Here is a 17,996-nt window from a genome sequence, read left to right as displayed (position 1 = left end):
TTTTTTAAGCTGATTTACCTGCTTTTCTTCTTAATACTTCACCTACGAATTTAACTCCTTTTCCTTTGTAAGGTTCTGGACGACGGAAACCTCTAATTTTAGCGGCAACCTGACCTAAAAGTTGTTTATCGTGAGAGGTTAGTTTAACGATTGGGTTCTTACCTTTTTCTGAAACTGTTTCCAATTTTACTTCTGGAGCAATTTCTAAAACGATATTGTGAGAAAATCCTAATGCAAGATCTAATTTTTGACCTTGATTAGAAGCTCTGTACCCTACCCCTACTAACTCTAATTCTTTTGTAAAACCGTTTGATACACCGTTAATCATGTTACTGATTAATGATCTGTATAAACCGTGTTTAGCTCTATGATCTTTGTGGTCAGATGATCTTTCCACTAATACTTGACCGTCTTCAACTTTTACAGTTACGTCCGAAAACTCCTGAGTTAGTTGACCTAATTTTCCTTTTACTGTAATTACACCTTCATTAACTTCTAAAGTTACGCCTGATGGAATTTCAACTGGATTTTTACCTATTCTTGACATCGTTCAGTCTTGTTTATTAGTATACGTAACAAATTACTTCTCCACCTACATTTAATTGTTTCGCTTGTTTTCCGGTCATAAGACCTTTTGAAGTTGAAACAATAGCAATTCCTAATCCGTTAAGGATTCTTGGAAGGTTTGAAGAACCTGCATATTTACGTAAACCTGGTTTACTAATTCTTTGGATATCTCTAATTACCGGCTCTTTCGTAACTTTATCGTACTTAAGGGCGATTTTGATTGTTCCTTGAACAGAACTGTCATCAAACTTGTAACTTAGGATATAACCTTGATCGAATAAAATCTTTGTGATTTCTTTTTTAAGGTTAGAAGCAGGAATTTCAACCACTTTGTGATTTGCCATTACTGCGTTTCTAACTCTTGTTAGATAATCTGCAATAGGATCTGTATACATATTTATAAAATTTTGGCAACGGTTTTCAGAGGAACTATTCCGCTGAACCTGAAACCATTAAACACATTTTTTAAAGAAGATAATTGTACGTTACCTGCTAAAAGCTGGCAAATGTACAATTATCTGCTGAAATAAACTAACTACCAGCTAGCTTTCTTTACTCCTGGAATTAATCCTTGGTTAGCCATTTCACGGAAAGTTACACGTGAAAGACCGAATTGTCTCATATACCCTCTTGGTCTTCCTGTTAATTTACAACGATTGTGTAAACGAACCGGAGAAGCATTTCTTGGTAATTTTTGTAAGCCTTCATAGTCACCAGCTTCTAATAAAGCTTTTCTTTTGTCAGCATACTTGTCTACCGCTTTTTGTCTTTTTACCTCGCGGGCTTTCATTGATTCTTTAGCCATATCTTAATTCTTTTTAAAAGGTAATCCTAATTCTGCTAATAATGATTTTGCTTCCTTATCGGTTTTAGCCGTTGTTACAAAAGTAATGTCCATTCCTGAAATTTTGTTTACTTTGTCAATATCAATTTCAGGGAAAATGATTTGCTCAAGTACTCCAAGATTGTAGTTACCTCTTCCGTCAAAACCAGTTGCTTTAATACCACCAAAATCTCTTACACGAGGTAAAGAAGATGTAATCAATCTATCTAAGAATTCATACATTCTTTCGCCACGTAAAGTTACTTTAGCACCAATTGGCATACCTTTTCTTAATTTGAAAGACGCAACGTCTTTTTTAGAAATAGTAGCTAAAGCTTTTTGACCTGTAATTTTTGTCAACTCGTCTACTGCATAATCAACCAATTTCTTGTCTGATACGGCAGCTCCGACACCACGGCTTAAAACGATTTTTTCAAGTTTTGGAACTTGCATTACGTTTTTGTAACCGAACTCTTCTTTCAAAGCAGGAATAACTCTGCTTTTATATTCTTCTTTTAGTCTAGGGATATAAGCCATTACTATAATACTTGATTAGATTTTTTTGAAAATCTTACTTTCTTATCTCCTTCTACTTTATATCCAACTTTAGTTGCTTTTTTTGACTTTGGATCAATCAAAGACAAGTTTGATATTTGAATAGGAGCTTCTTTCTTTACGATTCCACCTTGAGGGTTTTTTGCACTTGGTTTAGTGTGAACTGAAACCATGTTTGTACCTTCAACAATCGCTTTATTTGCATCTACAAAAACACGTAAAACTTTACCTTCAGCACCTTTATGGTCACCTGCGATAACTTTTACAACGTCTCCTGATTTAATTTTTAATTTTGTCATCATTAATCGAATTAAAGCACTTCAGGTGCTAATGATACAATTTTCATGAATTGTTTTTCACGAAGTTCTCTTGCAACCGGACCAAAAACACGAGTACCTCTCATTTCACCTGCCGCGTTTAACAATACACATGCGTTATCGTCAAAACGAATATAAGATCCATCAGCTCTTCTCACTTCTTTTTTGGTTCGTACAACAACTGCAGTAGATACAGCACCTTTTTTTACGTTTCCGTTTGGTGTTGCGTCTTTTATTGACACTACAATTTTATCTCCAACAGAGGCATAACGACGTTTCGTTCCTCCTAAAACACGGATAGTCAAAACTTCTTTTGCTCCTGTGTTATCTGCTACTTTTAATCTAGATTCTTGTTGTACCATAATTACTTCGCTCTTTCAATGATTTCAACTAATCTCCAACATTTAGATTTACTTAAAGGACGGGTTTCGCTGATTCTTACAGTGTCTCCAATGTTACAGTCATTTGTTTCGTCGTGTGCAACGTATTTCTTTGTTTTTAACACGAACTTACCGTATAATGGGTGTTTTACTTTTCTTGTTTCAGAAACAACGATAGATTTCTCCATTTTGTTGCTAGTAACTACACCAATTCTCTCTTTTCTTAAATTTCTTTTTTCTTCCATCTTTCAGCAGAATACAATTATTGTAACTCTCTTTTACTTAGCTCAGTAACTAATCTCGCAATTGTTCTTCTCATCGCTCTAATTTGAAGCGGATTTTGAATTGGAGATATAGTATGAGTCGTTTTTAGGTCGGCATACGTTTTTCTTGACTGACTAAGTTGTTCTTGTAACTCAGCTACAGATAGACTTATAATTTCTGATTGTTTCATAATGTATATAAGATTATGCTTCGAAATCTCTAGCAACTACAAACTTAGTTTTCACAGGAAGCTTTTGGGCTGCTAAGCGTAACGCTTCTTTTGCAACTGCCAAAGGTACTCCTCCTACTTCAAACATAATTCTTCCGGGTTTAACAACGGCAGCCCAATATTCAACTGCACCTTTACCTTTACCCATACGTACTTCAAGAGGCTTCTTAGTGATTGGTTTATCCGGGAAAATTTTGATCCATAATTGTCCCTCTCTTTTCATAAAACGAGTAGCTGCAATACGAGCTGCTTCGATTTGACGTGAAGTTAAGAACGAAGAATCCATTGATTTTATTCCGAACATCCCATTTGAAAGCTCGTGACCTCTTTGAGAATCACCTTTCATTCTACCTTTTTGTACCTTACGGTATTTTGTTCTTTTAGGCTGTAACATTTTTCTTTAATTTAAAAAATTACTTTCTTTTACGTGGGTTTGATTTTCCGTTTGGTTTTCCTCCTCTTGGAGCATCACCACCTTTGTTACCACCACCACCGGCTTGTTTTTTATCCATGCCTACTAATGGAGAAAGATCTCTCTTTCCGTAAACTTCACCTTTCATGATCCATACTTTGATACCCATTCTACCATAAGTAGTGTGAGCTTCAGCCAAAGCATAATCAATGTCGGCTCTGAAAGTTGATAGAGGAATTCTACCTTCTTTGAAACCTTCTGAACGTGCCATTTCAGCACCATTCAAACGACCGGAAATCAAAACTTTAATACCTTCTGCATTCATACGCATTGCTGCTGCGATAGCCATTTTGATAGCTCTTCTGTATGAAATACGGCTTTCGATTTGACGAGCGATACTTGTTGCAACTAAATAAGCATCTAACTCAGGTCTTTTAATTTCAAAGATGTTAATTTGAACCTCTTTGTCAGTAATTTTCTTAAGTTCTTCTTTCAACTTGTCTACCTCTTGTCCACCTTTTCCGATAATGATACCAGGTCTGGCTGTAGTGATAGTAACGGTTACAAGTTTTAAAGTTCTCTCGATGATTACTTTCGATACACTAGCTTTTGATAAACGAGCATGGATGTACTTTCTGATTTTATAATCTTCGGCAATTTTATCACCGTAATCATTTCCACCATACCAGTTTGAATCCCATCCTCTGATGATCCCAAGTCTGTTTCCTATTGGATTTGTCTTTTGTCCCATCTTAATTATTAATTGCTTTGTGTGTTATTACTAGCTCCAAGCACGATTGTAACGTGATTTGAACGTTTTCTGATTCTGTGTGCACGACCTTGAGGAGCCGGACGAAGTCTTTTTAACATCATTCCACCGTCAACTCTGATCTCTTTTATAAATAAAGCTGCTTCTTCAATACTAGCTTCTGCGTTTTTAGCTTGCCAGTTGGCGATAGCTGATAACAACAATTTCTCTAGTTTTCTTGAAGCTTCTTTTTGACTAAATCGTAATAAATTTAGTGCTCTTTCCACTTTCTGACCTCTTACCAAGTCTGCAACCAAGCGCATTTTTCTAGGTGAAGTAGGGCAGTTATTCAATTTCGCGAAAGCTATAGACTTATTAGCCTCTTTTCTCGCATCTGCTGTTTCTCTTTTACGAACTCCCATTGCTTCTTATTTTTTACCTTTATTTTTAGCACCGGCATGACCTCTAAATGATCTTGTTGGTGAAAATTCTCCTAACTTGTGTCCTACCATGTTTTCAGTTACATAAACTGGAACAAACTGACGACCATTGTGTACTGCGATAGTTTGTCCTACGAAGTCCGGTGTAATCATTGAAGCTCTTGACCAAGTTTTGATCACTGCTTTGTTTGATTTCTCGATATTCTCTAGAACTTTTTTATCTAATTTGTAATGTACAAATGGTCCTTTTTTTAATGAACGTGCCATGTCTATCTAATTATTTCTTTCTGCGTTCAACAATATACTTATTACTTGGGCTCACTTTAGAACGGGTTCTATATCCTTTTGCAGGAATACCGTTTCTAGAGCGTGGGTGACCTCCAGAAGAACGTCCTTCACCACCACCCATTGGGTGATCGACAGGGTTCATTGCAACTGGTCTTGTTCTTGGTCTTCTTCCTAACCATCTTGATCTACCGGCTTTACCGGAAACAATCAACTGATGATCTGAGTTAGACACTGCACCAATAGTAGCCATACAAGTCAACAAGATTAATCTTGTTTCGCCGGAAGGCATTTTGATAGTGGCATATTTTCCATCTCTTGCCATTAATTGAGCAAATGTTCCGGCCGAACGAGCAATGATAGCTCCTTGACCAGGACGTAACTCAATACAAGAAATTACAGTTCCTAATGGAATTTTACTTAAAGGAAGTGCATTTCCGATTTCCGGAGATGCTTCTTCGCCTGAAGTTACTGTTTGACCAACATTTAAACCGTTTTGTGCAATCACATAGGTTTTAGCACCATCTGCATAAGCTAACAAAGCGATAAATGCTGTTCTGTTTGGATCATACTCGATTGATTTAACTGTAGCAGGAATTCCTACTTTAGTTCTTTTGAAATCAATGATACGATACTTTTGTTTGTGACCACCGCCTGTATAACGCATGGTCATTTTTCCTTGACTATTTCTACCTCCTGAGTTATTTTTCGGTGCCAATAATGACTTTTCCGGCTTATCAGTCGTGATGGCGTCAAAACCATTCACAACTCTAAAACGCTGACCCGGGGTAATAGGTTTTAATTTTCTAACTGACATTTCTTATTAGATATTGTTGTAAAAATCAATTGTTTCTCCTTCTTGTACTTGTACGATTGCTTTCTTGAAAGAATTCGTTTTTGCACTAATCATTCCACTTTTTGTGTACTTTACAGAACGGTCTGGTCTAACATTCATAGTGTTGATGGCAACAATTTTCACACCGTAAGCTGCTTCCACAGCATTTCTGATTTGAATTTTGTTTGCTTTCTTATCCACTACAAAACCATAACGATTGTTTAATTCACTTTGCTTCGTGATTTTTTCAGTTATGATAGGTTTAATTATGATACTCATGGCCTATTATTTACTTAAATTTTCTTCAATTCCTTCTAAAGAACTCTCTAAAAGCACTAAGTTATTCGTGTTCAAAATGGCATAAGTGCTTAATTCTGAGGTAGTTACAACTTTAGAAGCCTTTAAATTGCGTGACGACAAATATACATTTTTATTTGTATCGCCCAACACAAATAGAGATTTTTTATTTTCTAACCCTAAGGCTTTCAGAACTGTAATAAAATTCTTAGTACTTGGTGTGTCAAAATTAAAATCTTCTACCACTACTAATTCTGAATCTTTTACTTTTTGAGAGAAGGCCGATTTACGAGCTAATCTTTTTAAAGCTTTGTTCAATTTGAAAGAATAGCTTCTTGGTCTTGGACCGAAAACTGTACCTCCACCTTTGAACAATGGATTCTTAATACTACCGGCACGAGCTGTACCTGTTCCTTTTTGTTTCTTAATTTTTCGAGTACTTCCTGTTACTTCTGCTCTCTCTTTTGCTTTGTGAGTACCTTGTCTTTGGTTGGCAAGATATTGCTTTACATCAAGATAGATAGCATGTTTGTTAGGCTCGATAGCGAAAACAGCGTCAGAAAGTTGTACTTTTCTACCTGTTTCTTTTCCGTTGATATCTAAAACTTTTACTTCCATTACTTCTGAATGATTACATAAGAGTTTTTGTGTCCAGGAACGCATCCTTTAACTAATAACAAATTTTTATCTGCTACTACTTTTAAAACTCTAAGGTTTTGAATTGTTACATTTTCTCCTCCAGTTCTTCCTGCCATTCGCATTCCTTTGAATACTCTTGATGGATAAGAAGAAGCTCCTACAGAACCTGGTGCTCTTAATCGGTTATGTTGTCCGTGAGTAGCTTGTCCAACACCACCAAAACCGTGACGCTTTACAACCCCTTGGAAACCTTTACCTTTAGATACACCTTGTACATCAACAAATTCTCCTTCGCTGAATTGATCTACAGTGACTAAATCACCTAATTTATACTCTGTTTCAAAATCTTGGAATTCAACGACTTTTTTCTTAGCAGAAGTTCCCGCTTTTTTAAAGTGACCTACGGCCGCTTTAGTTGCGTGTTTTTCTGTTTTGTCATCGAAACCAAGCTGAAACGCTTCATACCCGTCAACCGCTTTGGTTCTGACTTGGGTAACGACACATGGACCTGCTTCAATCACGGTGCAAGGAATATTTTTCCCGTTCTCGTCGAAAATGCTAGTCATGCCGATTTTTTTTCCAATTAACCCAGACATATTAAACTATTTATAAATGATTAAAAAAATTCTTTTTTATTTTGTAGTATGACAAGAGTATTAAGCATTAAGAGAATGTCTTAATACTTAATACTTTCATCTTAATACTATTTTCTATCACACTTTGATTTCAACTTCTACACCACTTGGTAACTCTAATTTCATTAGAGCATCAATAGTTTTAGAAGAAGAAGAATAGATATCTAACAATCTTTTGTATGAACTCACTTCAAACTGCTCTCTCGCTTTTTTGTTAACGTGTGGAGAACGTAATACTGTGAATATTTTTTTGTGCGTAGGTAATGGAATTGGTCCAGTTACCACAGCTCCGGTACTTTTTACCGTTTTTACGATTTTTTCTGCTGATTTATCCACCAACATGTGATCGTAAGATTTTAATTTTATTCTGATTTTTTGACTCATTTTCGTTAGAATTAAGCGTTACCTTTTGCTTTTTTGATAACTTCTTCAGAGATGTTTGAAGGAGTTTGTTCGTAATGTGAAAATTCCATTGTTGAAGTTGCTCTACCAGAAGACAATGTTCTTAAAGTAGTTACATAACCAAACATTTCAGATAGTGGAACAAACGCTTTAATCGTTTTTGCACCTGCTCTATCACCCATGTCGTTTACTTGACCTCTACGACGGTTCAAATCTCCTACGATATCACCCATATTTTCTTCCGGAGTGATTACTTCGATTTTCATAATCGGCTCAAGAATTACAGCTCCGGCAGCCTTAGCAACCTCTTTGTAACCCATTTTTGCAGCCAATTCGAAAGATAATGCATCAGAATCCACAGGGTGGAAAGATCCGTCTAAAAGTGTAACTTTCAAACTATCTACAGTATAACCTGCAAGAGGTCCTGCTTTCATAGCTTCTCTGAAACCTTTTTCAACAGAAGGGATATATTCTTTAGGAACGTTACCACCTTTTACTTCATTCACAAACTGAAGACCTACGAATGGTTTTCCGTCAACTTCGTCAGCTGGCCCAAGTTTGAATACGATATCACCAAATTTACCACGTCCACCTGATTGCTTTTTATAAGTTTCTCTGTGTTGTGCTGATTTTGTGAAAGCTTCTTTGTATTCTACTTGTGGTTCACCTTGGTTAACTTCAACTTTGAATTCTCTTTTCATACGATCTACAAGAATATCTAAGTGTAACTCACCCATTCCTGAAATGATAGTTTGTCCGGAAGCTTCATCTGTTCTAACCGTAAACGTTGGATCCTCTTCAGCTAATTTAGCTAAAGCCATACCCATTTTATCAACGTCAGCTTTTGTTTTAGGCTCAATCGCGATACCAATTACCGGATCAGGGAATTTCATTGACTCAAGAATGATTGGGTGTTTTTCATCACACAATGTATCTCCTGTTTTGATATCCTTAAATCCTACTGCTGCACCAATATCACCTGCTTCGATATATTCGATTGGGTTTTGTTTGTTGGCGTGCATTTGATAGATACGTGAAATACGCTCTTTGTTATCTGAACGAGTATTTAATACGTAAGAACCTGCATCTAAACGACCTGAATAGGCACGAAAGAAAGCCAAACGACCAACATAAGGGTCAGTAGCAATTTTAAATGCTAAAGCTGCGAATGGCTCTTTAACATCCGGTTTACGTAAAATTTTTCTTTGATCTTCTTCCAATAAATCTTTATCGTCAGGGTTGATTCCGACAATACCTTCTTTATCCATTGGAGATGGCAAATATTTACAAACAGCATCTAACATAAATTGAACTCCTTTGTTTTTGAAAGAAGATCCGGCAATCATAGGAATGATAGCCATGTCGATTGTTGCTGCACGTAATGCATTGTTAATTTCTTCTTCAGTAATAGAGTTCTCATCCTCCATATACTTATCTAACAAGTTTTCATCATAATCCGCCACCGCTTCAATAAGAATTGAACGATATTGTTTCACTTCATCAACCATGTCAGCAGGAATATCAACGATGTCAAAAGTTGCTCCTTGTGTTTCGTCATGCCAAACAATAGCTTGGTTTTTAACTAAATCTACAACTCCTTTAAAATCAATTTCATCTCCGATTGGCAATGTGATTGCAACCGCATTTGATTTCAACATATCTCTAACTTGCTGACAAACTCCTAAGAAGTTAGACCCTTGACGGTCCATTTTGTTAACAAATCCCATTCTTGGTACTCGGTATTGATCAGCAAGTCTCCAGTTAGTTTCAGATTGTGGTTCAACACCATCAACTGCACTAAATAAGAAAACTAAACCGTCAAGAACACGTAATGAACGGTTTACCTCAACGGTAAAATCCACGTGTCCGGGAGTATCAATAATGTTAAAGTGATACGGTTTTGATTCCGCTGTTGGTTTTCCTTGATTGGTTGGAAAATTCCATTCACAAGTAGTTGCTGCAGAAGTAATTGTAATACCTCTTTCTTGCTCTTGTGCCATCCAGTCCATTGTTGCAGCACCATCGTGTACTTCACCAATTTTGTGTGATTTTCCAGTATAAAATAGAATACGCTCTGTTGTTGTAGTTTTACCTGCATCAATGTGAGCTGCAATTCCGATATTTCTTGTGTATCTTAAATCTCTAGCCATTTCTTATGAATTAAAATCTAAAGTGAGAGAACGCTTTGTTAGCTTCTGCCATTTTGTGCGTATCCATTCTTTTCTTAACTGCTGCTCCTTCTTCTTTAGCTGCTGCTAAAATTTCTGAAGCTAATTTAGCTGCCATTGATTTTTCGTTTCTTCTTCTTGCATAAAGAATCATCCATTTGATAGCATAGGAAATCTTTCTATCCGGACGAATTTGCATTGGAATTTGGAAAGTAGCTCCACCCACTCTACGTGAACGAACTTCTACGTGAGGCATAACGTTTGTTAATGCATCTTTCCATACTTCTAAAGCAGATTTTTCAGCATCTTGCTTTTTTGTTTCTACTATTTCTAAAGCATCATAGAATACTTTGAAAGCGGTAGATTTCTTACCATCCCACATTAAGTTGTTTACAAAACGTGTTACCAATTGATCATTGAATTTTGGATCTGGTAAAAGAGGTCTTTTTTTGGCCTGTCTTTTTCTCATGTCTTTTCTTTAAAAGTTTCTAATTACTTTTTCTTTGCGGGTGCTGCTGGTTGACCTGGTTTTGGACGTTTTGCTCCATATTTTGAACGACGTTGCGTACGACCTGCTACTCCAGCAGTATCTAACGCACCACGTACGATATGGTATCTAACACCTGGTAAATCTTTTACCCTTCCGCCTCTAACTAATACTATCGAGTGCTCTTGTAGATTGTGTCCTTCTCCGGGAATGTATGCATTTACTTCGTTTCCGTTTGTTAAACGAACCCTTGCAACTTTTCTCATCGCTGAGTTTGGTTTTTTTGGAGTCGTTGTGTAAACACGAGTACACACACCTCTTCTTTGAGGACAAGAATCTAAAGCAGCCGATTTACTCTTCTTAGTTATTTGGGCTCTCCCTGTTCTTACTAATTGTTGAATTGTTGGCATAATTAATACTAAAAATTTCTATGTTTTTAAAATTACCCTATTTTAAGGGGTTGCAAATGTAGTACTTTTTTTTGTTAAAACAAATCATAATTTATTTATTTTGTTTGAGTTGGGAAATTTTTAGTTTCAGGTTTGAAGTTTCAGGTTCAGGTTTCACGATCCAACCTGAAACTTGAAACCTGAAACTTCTTTTAACCACCACTCCCCTGCCCCTGATTGAAATGGAAAGCCCGGCTTGTTGGGGTTGTATGAGGCTTGCTTTGCCAAAGCGACCGGAGGAAGCTCTCGGCGGAGCTTAGCCGAACCAACCCCAACAAACGGACTTGGAATGGACCGTGCCTACCGGCAGGCAGGAAGCAGGTAAAAGGCCCCTATACCATATCTCCTTTTTTTGCGTTACTTTTATCGAAATTAAAATGGATTTGAAAAGGCTTTTGTTTATCGTGTTCTTCTTGTTGTTTTTCTGTTTTGGAAAGGCTCAAAATGTCTATTTAACCATCGAAGGTTCGACTACTGAAGAAACAAAAAAAATTGATTCGATTGGTTATGCCAAGCAATTTGTAAATGCAAAAGGTGTTGTGGATGAAACGAAACTGTTTAGCAAGAAGCTTTTTGAGTTGGGTTATTTGGAAAGCGAAAACCTGAGTAATAAAAAAGCAAACGATTCTACTTTTCTGTTTGAATACAGGTTAGGAAAAAGAACTTCAAACCTACATATATATATAGGTAACGAAATGCTGCCTTTTTTAGGTGAAGATTATAAAGCGGATGATGGATTATTAAAGCTTCCGATTGAAAATGTGGAACCTTTTATGTCCGGCATTTTGAAACGATTGGAAGCAACCGGTTATTCGTTGGCTCAATTAAAGTTAGAAAACTTTAGAAATCAGGAAGATTTGCTTTATGCAGATTTGTTGATTAAACCAAACAAGCAAAGAGCTTTAAACGACATTGTGATTGATGGTTTTGAGAAATTTCCTGAAAGTCATCGGAAAAATTTGAAAAAAATGTATGCCAAACAAACGTTTAATCAATCGAATTTAGACAAGCTGTATAAAACAGTAGAAGGTTTTCGGTTTGTGCGACAAACGAAATATCCTGAAATTTTGTTTACACAAGATTCTACCAAAGTGTATGTTTATTTGGAAAAAGCAAAAGCCAACCGATTTGATGGTTTTGTGGGCTTTAATAACGACGAAGGCGGAAAAATAAATTTTAATGGTTATGTAGATTTGCTTTTGCACAACCTGTTGAATTCCGGCGAACAGTTTTCGATATTTTGGAAAAGCGACGGCAATGAGCAGACTACATTTAATGCCGGTTTGCAAATTCCGTATCTCTTTAAAAGCTCGTTGGGATTGAAAACGGAATTACAGATTTTTAAACAAGATAGTACTTTTCAAAACACGCGTACGTCGATTGATTTGGGTTATCTTTTTACGTATAACACAAGAGTTTATTTGGGTTATCAATCCACAGAATCAAGCGATATTCAAAATACCAATTCAAGTTTTATTAGTGATTTTAAAAACTCCTTCGTAACAGGACAGTTTGAATATACCGATTTTAAAACCGATGATTTTTTGTTTCCGGAAAAAACTGCTTTGCATTTAAAAGTTGGTTTAGGAAGTCGGGATTCTAAAACCGATTCACAAAGCCAGTTGTTTGGTCAGTTAGAACTAAGGCATAACGTTTATTTGAATGCGAAAAACATTGTGCATCTGAAATCGCAAAATTACTACCTCAAAAGTGATGCTTATATTGTGAATGAATTACATCGCTTTGGCGGAATTAATTCGATTCGGGGTTTTAATGAAAACAGTTTGCAAGGGAATTTATTTTCGTCTATTCTAACGGAATACCGTTATGTTTTGTCTTCAGGAATGTATGTTCATTCGATTATTGATTATGGTTATTATCAAGACCAAACAACAGACAGTAGCGATTCGTTGCTGGGCTTAGGTTTCGGTTTTGGTGTACTCACCAAAAATGGACTTTTAAACTTGGTTTATGCTAATGGTAGTGTGGGCAATCAGGAGATTAAACTTTCTAATTCGATTGTGCATATTAGTTTTAAAACAAACTTTTAAACAACCACAAACAGCACTTGCAACAACCGTCTCATTATCAATACATTAAATCATATGTTGTTTTTTTATGAACAAATTAACAAAAACACTTGTTTGTTTAACATTAATTTAAGACTTTTGAGATAACTAACTCAAATTATAAATTAATGAAACCAAAGAAAAAATTAAAATTAGTTTTGCTGCTAATTTTTCTTGTTCAGCTCAGTTTTGGACAAGAGATGACAGTTACAGGAAATGTAACTGATCAAAGCGGACTTCCTCTTCCGGGTGTTAGTATTATAGTAAAAAATACTACCAATGGAACAGAAACCGACTTTGACGGAAATTTTACTATTAACACGAAAAGAGGCGAAACACTTGTTTTTAGCTTTGTTGGAATGCTAAAACAAGAAATTATTGTAAGCTCTAACAAAGTTAATGTTAAAATGGAAGAAGACGCTCAAATACTTGAGGGTGTGGTTCTAACGGGACAGGGTATAAAAAGAGAAAAGCAAGCTGTAGGTTATGCTATTAGTGAGGTTAAATCGGAAGCTCTTGAACAGCGTTCTGAAGGTGATATCGGAAGGGTACTAAACGGTAAAGCATCAGGGGTTTTAATTAACCAAACAAGTGGTTTGTCTGGTTCAGGGACAAATATTGTAATCAGAGGTTTGAACAGTATTACCGGCTCTAACCAACCGCTTTTCATTGTAGATGGTGTTCCATTTAGTAGCGACACCAATACAAATGGAGACTTTGTGGATGGAAATAGTGGTTCAAGTAGGTTTTTGGATTTAGACCCAAACAATATTGAAAATGTTAGTGTGCTTAAAGGATTAGCTGCCGCCACACTTTATGGTAGTGCAGGAAAAAATGGGGTAATCTTAATTACTACCAAAAGCAGTAGTATTAGAAAAGGGCCAAAAAAGAACGAAGTAACTATCACACAATCCTATTTTAATAACGAAATTGCCTCATTACCTGATTATCAAAATAAATTTGGAAATGGTTTTGATCAGTCATACGGTTTGTTTTTCAGTAACTGGGGACCTGGATTTTATCAAGACGGACTTGGAGGTTGGGGAGATCCTAATTCAGGTGTTGCTGCTGATGCTACGATAGCACACCCCTACGACAGAGCTTCATTATCAGATGCCTTTCCTCAATTTACGGGAGCAAGATTACCATGGAGATCTTATGATAATGTGAAAGATTTTTTCAGAACAGGACATGTTGCTAATACTTCTGTAAACTTTAGCGGAACATCTGATGACGGGAAGGTTTCCTATAATGCAAACTATGGTCATTTAAACGACGTAGGTTTTACTCCAGGCAACGAACTAACAAGAAACAATATTGGCATTGGAGGTCGTGCGATTCTTTCTAATAAATTTACAGTAAGTGGGACATTCAATTATTCGAGAACTGATTTTGACACCCCACCCGTAGCAGCCAGCCAAGGTTCAGGTGTGGTTGGTGATGGTTCTTCGATTTTTGGAGATGTATTTTATACACCAAGAAGTATTGACTTAATGGGAATGCCATTCCAAAACCCTTTAACAGGGGGTTCTGTTTACTACAGAAGTGATAATGGAATTCAAAACCCAAGATGGACAGCAGCAAATTCATATTCAAGGCAAATCACAAATCGTGTATTCGGAAATACTGCTGTACAATATAACTTTAATGATAATTTAAATTTAATTTATAGAGTAGGTTTAGATTTTTATAATGAACGAAACGAAGTTGCCCAAAACAAAGGAGGAGTCACTGGAAATCCACTTGGCTCATATCGAACCTTTGATAACAATAACACGATTTGGGATCATAACTTGGTTTTAAATGGTGATTATGAATTAAACGAGAAATTTGGAATGTCCTTTAACGTTGGAGCAACATCAAGAAGAACAACCTATGACAGACAAGGTGTAAATAGTGAAAACCAATTAGTGTTTGGTGTATTGAGACATTTCAATTTTACAGAACAATCTCCGGTTCAATTATATGAAGAACAAAATATTCTTGGCTTATATGGTCAAACAGAAGTTGATTTTAATAAGTATCTATACTTAACATTGGCAGGAAGAAATGATTGGGTTTCAAACTTTAATAATAATTCTATTTTTTACCCAAGTGCAAGTATGTCGTTTATTCCAACTAAAGCATTTAGCGGAATATCATCCGACAACGGATTAAACTTCTTAAAATTAAGAGCTAGTTACGGAACATCGGCGGGTTTTGCTACAGGGTATCCAACATCAAGTATTCTAAGATTAAACTCCAGAACTTTCTTAAACGGATCAGAACCTGTTCCCGGAATAACCTCCGCAACAGAGTTAGGAAATCCAGACTTAAAACCGGAACGTTACGATGAAGTTGAGTTAGGATTTGAAACTAAATTCCTTAAAAATAGAGTTTCATTAGATGTTTCATATTATAATAGAAATACCAAAAATTTAATTACAGACAGACCTTTACCGGCTTCAACAGGATTTTTATTCACTCAAACAAATATTGGACGAGTACAAGGAACAGGTTATGAAATTGACTTAGGAATTGATCTGGCTAAAAATGATAATCCTGGTGGATTCAATTGGTATGTGAATGGAAACTTTACTCAAAACGAAACCGAAGTAAAAGAACTAACCAGTGATTCAGAAATCATAGTTTTCTCTGGATTTACAAATTTAGGAAATGCTGCAATTGTGGGCCAGCCCTTAGGCGTAATTGTTGGTAACGCTATTCAACGTGATGAAAATGGAAATTACGTAGTAAACAGTATTGGAAATTATATTGAAGATCCCAATTTATCTGTCTTGGGAGACCCTAATCCGGATTGGGTTTTAAACGTTGGGAACACTATTAAATATAAAAATTTTAATTTTAATTTCTTAATTAGTTATGTACATGGTGGAGATATCTATTCTGAAACTATTGCGACATTACTAGGTAGAGGATTAACTACAGATACGGAAGACAGACTTAATACTTTTATTCTTCCCGGAGTTAATGAAAGTGGTGGAGTAAACGATTTTCAAATTAATGCCTCAGGCTATTATTTTGATAATTTATTCTCCGGACCAGACGAAATGAGAATTTTTGATGCATCTGTCATTAGATTACAAGAAATTTCATTGGGATATGAAGTACCTAAAAAATGGTTAGACAATACCTTCTTTGGAGGTCTAAGTTTTACATTATCCGGAAACAATTTATGGTATGAAGCAATCAATACTCCTAAAGGTGTGAACTTTGACCCCAACGTAGCAGGAACCGGAGTTGGTAACGGTAGAGGTTTCGATTACTTAAACGGACCTAGTTCTCGAAGATATGGATTTAGTGTAAAAGCTTCTTTTTAAAAAAAATAATATGAAAAAAATAATAAAAATTTCAAGTGCAATTCTGGCTGTTTTTACGCTTTTAATAAGCTGTGAAAGCACAGAATTAGATATCGTAGATAATCCAAATGGTTTGTCTCCGGAACAATCAGATCCTAACTTTTTGCTCAACGCAATTCAGTTAAATTTTGCAGATGTTGTCCAACGTTATGGAACAACAGCTGGAGAAGTTAGTCGAATTCATTATATGTTTGGCAGAAACTACTTTGCTGCCTATGACCCTTCTTTTTTTGATACAAGATGGGAAGACACTTATCAAGGAACAATTAAAAACATCAAACTGTTAAATCAAGCTACCGAAGAAAATGGCTTGACAAAACATACTGGAATGGGCCAAGTATTTGAAGCATTTTTAATGGTAACCTTAGTTGATTTCTTTGGTGATGTTCCTTACACCGAAGCCTTTGATATTACAAATTTAAATCCAGCAGCAGATTCTGGAGAGTCTATTTATAACACTGCATTACTGTTATTAGATCAAGCTATCGTGAATTTTGAAACAGATGCTCCGGCAGATCCTACTTTTGATTTTTACTATCAAAAAGATTGGTCTAAATGGATTAAACTTGCCAATTCGTTGAAGTTAAAAATCTACATGCAAAGAAGGTTGGTCGACCCAACAGCTATTACCTCTTTTGAAAGTATTATTGCAGAAGGCAATTATATGACAAATGTTGAAGACGATTTTCAATTCACTTGGGGAACAAACAATACCAATCCAGACACGAGACATCCGCTTTATGCTACAAACTATACTCCTACCGGTACTGCCGGAGCCACAGGATATATGTCTAACTGGCTAATGGATTTAATGAAAAATACAAAAAGTGTGGTTGACCCAAGAATGCGATTTTATTTTTACAGACAAGTAAGTGACGTTCCGGTAAGTGAACAAGATTTGAGATGTTCTGTAGAACCAATTCCTGCTCACTACGCTGCCGGAAATCATGTTTATTGTAGAATTGATGATAATCAAGGGTATTGGGGACGAGATCATGGAAACGATGAGGGTCTTCCTCCTGATGGAACTAAAAAAACAGCTTACGGTTTATATCCGGTTGGCGGTAGATTTGATGACAATACGTTTAGTCAAACTGACCTAAATCTAGGAGCAAAAGGAAATGGAATTACGCCCATTTTTTTAAGTTCTACAATAGATTTTCTTAGAGCAGAGGCTTCTTTATATGGCGGGTCAGGTGATGCTAAGGCATTTGTTCAAGCTGGAATTCAAAAATCATTCTCTAAAGTAAGAGCTTTTATATCAAGAGATGTTGATGCAAATACTTCCTTTGTTCCAAGTCCAACAGTTGATGTCACCTATTTGAATGAAGTTGGAACTTTGATGGATAATGCTGTTGGAAACGAACAAAAATTAAATGTTATTGCCAAAGAATTCTTTGTAACTTTGTTTGGAAATGGAATTGACGGTTATAATTTCTATAGAAGAACCGGAGCTCCCACAGATATTCAACCGAACATAGATCCTAATCCCGGTGAATATATTCGCTCGTTTTTCTATCCTGCAAGTGAAGCTAACACTAACTCAAACGTAACACAAAAAAATAATGTAACAACCAGAGTATTCTGGGATACTAATCCAACTACAGGTTTTCCGGTAGGTAATTAAAAAAATAAA

General features: G+C 36.0%; 23 protein-coding genes. 3 read left to right on the top strand and 20 right to left on the bottom strand.

Annotation, left to right across the window (positions count from 1 at the left end):
- Positions 1 to 4: 4 nt before the first annotated feature.
- From rplF to rpsL, 20 genes are all read right to left on the bottom strand, one after another.
- On the bottom strand, positions 5 to 547 hold the full coding sequence (rplF, locus tag B4N66_RS12105) for a 50S ribosomal protein L6 (RefSeq protein WP_291095104.1): 543 nt from the start codon (positions 545 to 547) through the stop codon (positions 5 to 7).
- A gap of 16 nt (positions 548 to 563) precedes the next feature.
- The gene (gene rpsH / locus B4N66_RS12100; protein ID WP_112086721.1) at positions 564 to 962 is read right to left on the bottom strand and encodes a 30S ribosomal protein S8; all 399 of its coding nucleotides are present in this window, start codon (positions 960 to 962) and stop codon (positions 564 to 566) included.
- Positions 963 to 1,102: 140 nt separating this feature from the next.
- Complete coding sequence (gene rpsN / locus B4N66_RS12095; RefSeq protein WP_291095103.1) at positions 1,103 to 1,372, bottom strand: 30S ribosomal protein S14; 270 nt, start codon at positions 1,370 to 1,372, stop codon at positions 1,103 to 1,105.
- 3 nt (positions 1,373 to 1,375) lie between these two features.
- Complete coding sequence (gene rplE, locus B4N66_RS12090; protein WP_290858793.1) at positions 1,376 to 1,927, bottom strand: 50S ribosomal protein L5; 552 nt, start codon at positions 1,925 to 1,927, stop codon at positions 1,376 to 1,378.
- Positions 1,928 to 1,929: 2 nt separating this feature from the next.
- Positions 1,930 to 2,244, bottom strand: a complete 315-nt coding sequence (gene rplX / locus B4N66_RS12085) for a 50S ribosomal protein L24 (protein WP_291095122.1) — start codon at positions 2,242 to 2,244, stop codon at positions 1,930 to 1,932.
- Positions 2,245 to 2,255: 11 nt separating this feature from the next.
- Positions 2,256 to 2,624: a 50S ribosomal protein L14 gene (gene rplN / locus B4N66_RS12080; RefSeq protein WP_007803649.1), complete on the bottom strand. Its 369-nt coding sequence runs from the start codon at positions 2,622 to 2,624 to the stop codon at positions 2,256 to 2,258.
- 2 nt (positions 2,625 to 2,626) lie between these two features.
- Positions 2,627 to 2,887, bottom strand: a complete 261-nt coding sequence (gene rpsQ / locus B4N66_RS12075) for a 30S ribosomal protein S17 (RefSeq protein WP_129463113.1) — start codon at positions 2,885 to 2,887, stop codon at positions 2,627 to 2,629.
- 17 nt (positions 2,888 to 2,904) lie between these two features.
- Positions 2,905 to 3,096: a 50S ribosomal protein L29 gene (rpmC, locus tag B4N66_RS12070; protein ID WP_248432892.1), complete on the bottom strand. Its 192-nt coding sequence runs from the start codon at positions 3,094 to 3,096 to the stop codon at positions 2,905 to 2,907.
- Between the two features lie 13 nt (positions 3,097 to 3,109).
- Complete coding sequence (gene rplP / locus B4N66_RS12065; RefSeq protein ID WP_112086726.1) at positions 3,110 to 3,529, bottom strand: 50S ribosomal protein L16; 420 nt, start codon at positions 3,527 to 3,529, stop codon at positions 3,110 to 3,112.
- Between the two features lie 19 nt (positions 3,530 to 3,548).
- Positions 3,549 to 4,298 carry a 30S ribosomal protein S3 gene (rpsC, locus tag B4N66_RS12060; RefSeq protein ID WP_112086727.1) on the bottom strand — a complete coding sequence of 250 codons (750 nt, stop codon included), beginning with the start codon at positions 4,296 to 4,298 and terminating at the stop codon, positions 3,549 to 3,551.
- Between the two features lie 8 nt (positions 4,299 to 4,306).
- Complete coding sequence (rplV, locus tag B4N66_RS12055; protein ID WP_112086728.1) at positions 4,307 to 4,717, bottom strand: 50S ribosomal protein L22; 411 nt, start codon at positions 4,715 to 4,717, stop codon at positions 4,307 to 4,309.
- A gap of 6 nt (positions 4,718 to 4,723) precedes the next feature.
- Positions 4,724 to 5,002, bottom strand: coding sequence for a 30S ribosomal protein S19 (gene rpsS / locus B4N66_RS12050; RefSeq protein ID WP_129463117.1), 279 nt, complete (start codon positions 5,000 to 5,002; stop codon positions 4,724 to 4,726).
- A 10-nt stretch (positions 5,003 to 5,012) separates the two neighbouring features.
- Positions 5,013 to 5,837, bottom strand: a complete 825-nt coding sequence (gene rplB, locus B4N66_RS12045; protein ID WP_248432891.1) for a 50S ribosomal protein L2 — start codon at positions 5,835 to 5,837, stop codon at positions 5,013 to 5,015.
- Between the two features lie 6 nt (positions 5,838 to 5,843).
- A complete protein-coding gene (gene rplW, locus B4N66_RS12040) occupies positions 5,844 to 6,134 on the bottom strand; it encodes a 50S ribosomal protein L23 (protein ID WP_291095099.1) in 291 nt (96 codons plus the stop codon).
- Positions 6,135 to 6,140: 6 nt separating this feature from the next.
- A complete protein-coding gene (rplD, locus tag B4N66_RS12035; protein ID WP_291095097.1) occupies positions 6,141 to 6,770 on the bottom strand; it encodes a 50S ribosomal protein L4 in 630 nt (209 codons plus the stop codon).
- Positions 6,770 to 7,387 carry a 50S ribosomal protein L3 gene (rplC, locus tag B4N66_RS12030; RefSeq protein ID WP_291095095.1) on the bottom strand — a complete coding sequence of 206 codons (618 nt, stop codon included), beginning with the start codon at positions 7,385 to 7,387 and terminating at the stop codon, positions 6,770 to 6,772. The genes rplD and rplC overlap by 1 nt, the downstream gene beginning before the upstream one ends.
- Before the next feature lie 117 nt (positions 7,388 to 7,504).
- A complete protein-coding gene (gene rpsJ / locus B4N66_RS12025) occupies positions 7,505 to 7,810 on the bottom strand; it encodes a 30S ribosomal protein S10 (protein WP_026710316.1) in 306 nt (101 codons plus the stop codon).
- A gap of 11 nt (positions 7,811 to 7,821) precedes the next feature.
- A complete protein-coding gene (fusA, locus tag B4N66_RS12020) occupies positions 7,822 to 9,978 on the bottom strand; it encodes an elongation factor G (RefSeq protein ID WP_291095093.1) in 2,157 nt (718 codons plus the stop codon).
- 10 nt (positions 9,979 to 9,988) lie between these two features.
- Complete coding sequence (rpsG, locus tag B4N66_RS12015; protein WP_129463123.1) at positions 9,989 to 10,465, bottom strand: 30S ribosomal protein S7; 477 nt, start codon at positions 10,463 to 10,465, stop codon at positions 9,989 to 9,991.
- 23 nt (positions 10,466 to 10,488) lie between these two features.
- On the bottom strand, positions 10,489 to 10,893 hold the full coding sequence (rpsL, locus tag B4N66_RS12010) for a 30S ribosomal protein S12 (RefSeq protein ID WP_129463124.1): 405 nt from the start codon (positions 10,891 to 10,893) through the stop codon (positions 10,489 to 10,491).
- Between the two features lie 416 nt (positions 10,894 to 11,309).
- On the opposite strand from rpsL, the gene B4N66_RS12005 reads away from it, so the two are divergent.
- From B4N66_RS12005 to B4N66_RS11995, 3 genes are all read left to right on the top strand, one after another.
- Positions 11,310 to 12,983, top strand: a complete 1,674-nt coding sequence (locus B4N66_RS12005; protein ID WP_291095088.1) for a hypothetical protein — start codon at positions 11,310 to 11,312, stop codon at positions 12,981 to 12,983.
- Positions 12,984 to 13,129: 146 nt separating this feature from the next.
- Complete coding sequence (locus B4N66_RS12000) at positions 13,130 to 16,321, top strand: SusC/RagA family TonB-linked outer membrane protein (protein ID WP_291095086.1); 3,192 nt, start codon at positions 13,130 to 13,132, stop codon at positions 16,319 to 16,321.
- Positions 16,322 to 16,331: 10 nt separating this feature from the next.
- Positions 16,332 to 17,987: a SusD/RagB family nutrient-binding outer membrane lipoprotein gene (locus B4N66_RS11995; RefSeq protein ID WP_291095084.1), complete on the top strand. Its 1,656-nt coding sequence runs from the start codon at positions 16,332 to 16,334 to the stop codon at positions 17,985 to 17,987.
- Positions 17,988 to 17,996: the final 9 nt, after the last annotated feature.

It is taken from the genome of Flavobacterium sp. UBA2787 (assembly GCA_002352205.1).
In the GTDB taxonomy this organism is placed as follows: Bacteria; Bacteroidota; Bacteroidia; order Flavobacteriales; family Flavobacteriaceae; genus Flavobacterium.
This window is presented reverse-complemented; position numbering and strand designations above follow the sequence as displayed.

Excerpts from the sequence above, each read along its gene's own strand:
- rplB (WP_248432891.1), bottom strand. The coding sequence starts at position 5,837 with ATGTCAGTTAGAAAATTAAAACCTATTACCCCGGGTCAGCGTTTTAGA.
- B4N66_RS12005 (WP_291095088.1), top strand. The coding sequence starts at position 11,310 with ATGGATTTGAAAAGGCTTTTGTTTATCGTGTTCTTCTTGTTGTTTTTC.
- fusA (WP_291095093.1), bottom strand. The coding sequence starts at position 9,978 with ATGGCTAGAGATTTAAGATACACAAGAAATATCGGAATTGCAGCTCAC.
- rpsS (WP_129463117.1), bottom strand. The coding sequence starts at position 5,002 with ATGGCACGTTCATTAAAAAAAGGACCATTTGTACATTACAAATTAGAT.
- rpmC (WP_248432892.1), bottom strand. The coding sequence starts at position 3,096 with ATGAAACAATCAGAAATTATAAGTCTATCTGTAGCTGAGTTACAAGAA.
- rpsC (WP_112086727.1), bottom strand. The coding sequence starts at position 4,298 with ATGGGACAAAAGACAAATCCAATAGGAAACAGACTTGGGATCATCAGA.
- rplX (WP_291095122.1), bottom strand. The coding sequence starts at position 2,244 with ATGACAAAATTAAAAATTAAATCAGGAGACGTTGTAAAAGTTATCGCA.
- rpsJ (WP_026710316.1), bottom strand. The coding sequence starts at position 7,810 with ATGAGTCAAAAAATCAGAATAAAATTAAAATCTTACGATCACATGTTG.
- rpsG (WP_129463123.1), bottom strand. The coding sequence starts at position 10,465 with ATGAGAAAAAGACAGGCCAAAAAAAGACCTCTTTTACCAGATCCAAAA.
- rplP (WP_112086726.1), bottom strand. The coding sequence starts at position 3,529 with ATGTTACAGCCTAAAAGAACAAAATACCGTAAGGTACAAAAAGGTAGA.
- B4N66_RS11995 (WP_291095084.1), top strand. The coding sequence starts at position 16,332 with ATGAAAAAAATAATAAAAATTTCAAGTGCAATTCTGGCTGTTTTTACG.
- rpsQ (WP_129463113.1), bottom strand. The coding sequence starts at position 2,887 with ATGGAAGAAAAAAGAAATTTAAGAAAAGAGAGAATTGGTGTAGTTACT.
- rplE (WP_290858793.1), bottom strand. The coding sequence starts at position 1,927 with ATGGCTTATATCCCTAGACTAAAAGAAGAATATAAAAGCAGAGTTATT.
- rplD (WP_291095097.1), bottom strand. The coding sequence starts at position 6,770 with ATGGAAGTAAAAGTTTTAGATATCAACGGAAAAGAAACAGGTAGAAAA.
- rplC (WP_291095095.1), bottom strand. The coding sequence starts at position 7,387 with ATGTCTGGGTTAATTGGAAAAAAAATCGGCATGACTAGCATTTTCGAC.
- rplW (WP_291095099.1), bottom strand. The coding sequence starts at position 6,134 with ATGAGTATCATAATTAAACCTATCATAACTGAAAAAATCACGAAGCAA.
- rplF (WP_291095104.1), bottom strand. The coding sequence starts at position 547 with ATGTCAAGAATAGGTAAAAATCCAGTTGAAATTCCATCAGGCGTAACT.
- rplV (WP_112086728.1), bottom strand. The coding sequence starts at position 4,717 with ATGGGAGTTCGTAAAAGAGAAACAGCAGATGCGAGAAAAGAGGCTAAT.
- rplN (WP_007803649.1), bottom strand. The coding sequence starts at position 2,624 with ATGGTACAACAAGAATCTAGATTAAAAGTAGCAGATAACACAGGAGCA.
- rpsL (WP_129463124.1), bottom strand. The coding sequence starts at position 10,893 with ATGCCAACAATTCAACAATTAGTAAGAACAGGGAGAGCCCAAATAACT.
- B4N66_RS12000 (WP_291095086.1), top strand. The coding sequence starts at position 13,130 with ATGAAACCAAAGAAAAAATTAAAATTAGTTTTGCTGCTAATTTTTCTT.
- rpsH (WP_112086721.1), bottom strand. The coding sequence starts at position 962 with ATGTATACAGATCCTATTGCAGATTATCTAACAAGAGTTAGAAACGCA.
- rpsN (WP_291095103.1), bottom strand. The coding sequence starts at position 1,372 with ATGGCTAAAGAATCAATGAAAGCCCGCGAGGTAAAAAGACAAAAAGCG.